This window comes from Synechococcus sp. R8-2 (assembly GCF_047461715.1).
Classification (GTDB): Bacteria; Cyanobacteriota; Cyanobacteriia; order Thermostichales; family Thermostichaceae; genus Thermostichus.
This window is the reverse complement of sequence record NZ_JANSHQ010000735.1, coordinates 1-1,289: the sequence shown is the minus strand read 5'-3', so window position 1 is coordinate 1,289 and position 1,289 is coordinate 1. Positions and strand designations below refer to the sequence as shown.

At 60.2% G+C, this 1,289-nt stretch carries 1 protein-coding gene and 2 pseudogenes; all 3 read left to right on the top strand.

The genetic code is table 11. The features are described 5' to 3' along the window. A pseudogene (locus NW819_RS14335) lies at window positions 1-105 on the top strand (carbon dioxide-concentrating protein CcmK); the annotation flags it as partial. Continuing rightward, window positions 105-404, top strand: a complete 300-nt coding sequence (locus NW819_RS14330; RefSeq protein WP_011433394.1) for a EutN/CcmL family microcompartment protein — start codon at window positions 105-107, stop codon at window positions 402-404. The pseudogene NW819_RS14335 and the gene NW819_RS14330, both read left to right, overlap by 1 nt. Window positions 405-475: 71 nt before the next feature. Continuing rightward, window positions 476-1,289: pseudogene (locus NW819_RS14325) on the top strand (carbon dioxide concentrating mechanism protein CcmM); the annotation flags it as partial.

Below are 1,289 nucleotides of genomic sequence, written 5' to 3'. Positions count from 1 at the left end.
CGTCCCCACGAGAACCTGGAGTACGTGTTGCCCATTCGCTACACCGAGGATGTGGCTCAGTTCCGCGAAGGGGTCAATGCCATCCGTCCCTTCACCCGTCCCTGATGCGTATTGCCATTGTGCGGGGCACCGTCACCAGCACTCAAAAGGATCCCAGCTTGACGGGCGTGAAGTTTTTGTTGGTGCAGTACGTCGATCTCGAGGGCCAGCCGCAACCCGATTACGCTGTGGCTGCCGATCCGGTGGGGGCCGGCATTGACGAGTGGGTGCTGGTTAGCCAAGGCAGTGCCGCTCGCCAGCCGCAAGGAAACCAGACTCGCCCGCTGGATGCAGTGGTGATGGCGATTATCGATACGGTCAGCGTTGGCGGTCGCTCTCTCTACAACAAGCGCGATCAACGCTAGCTGGGATCCCTTCCCTTCTCATCTCTCTTGCTGCCCTTGTCCGCCCTACTGCGTTCTAGAGGCTCACGGTTATGCCTGCTCACACCTATGCTGCACCGCCAACGCCCTGGTCTCGCCGACTGGCGGAGCCCAAGATCGATCCCACAGCCTACGTGCATTCTTTCTCCAACCTCATTGGGGATGTGCGGGTGGAAGCGGAGGTGCTGATCGCCCCGGGAACTTCCATTCGCGCTGACGAGGGATCCCCCTTCCACATTGGCGCCAGATCCAACATTCAGGATGGGGTGGTCATCCACGGCCTGGAACAGGGGCGGGTGATAGGAGAAGACGGCCAACCCTACTCCGTTTGGATTGGCAGAAACACTTCCATTGCCCACATGGCTCTGATCCACGGGCCGGCCTACGTGGGCAACGACTGCTTTATTGGCTTCCGCTCGACGGTGTTCAACGCTCGGGTTGGGGATGGCTGCATCATCATGTTGCATTGCCTGATCCAGGATGTGGAGATCCCCCCAGGCAAGTACGTGCCTTCTGGATCCATCATCACCACCCAGGCCGAGGCCGACCGGCTGCCCGACGTCCAGGATAGCGATGCCAAGTTTGCCCAACACGTGATCGGCATCAACCAAGCCCTGCGAGAGGGCTACCAGTGCAGCGAAAACCTCGTCTGTATCGCTCCCATCCGCAACGAACTGCAGCGCACCTCTAACTCAACGGCTACGGAGACGGCACCCATGACTCATTCTTCCCATCGCGGCAATGGCCGGAACGGCGGCGGATCCCCTCTCAAGCCGGAGGTGGTGGAGCAAATTCGTGCCCTGTTGGCCCAAGGCTATCGCGTGGGGCTAGAGTATGCCGATGCTCGCCGCTTCAAAACCTCTTCCT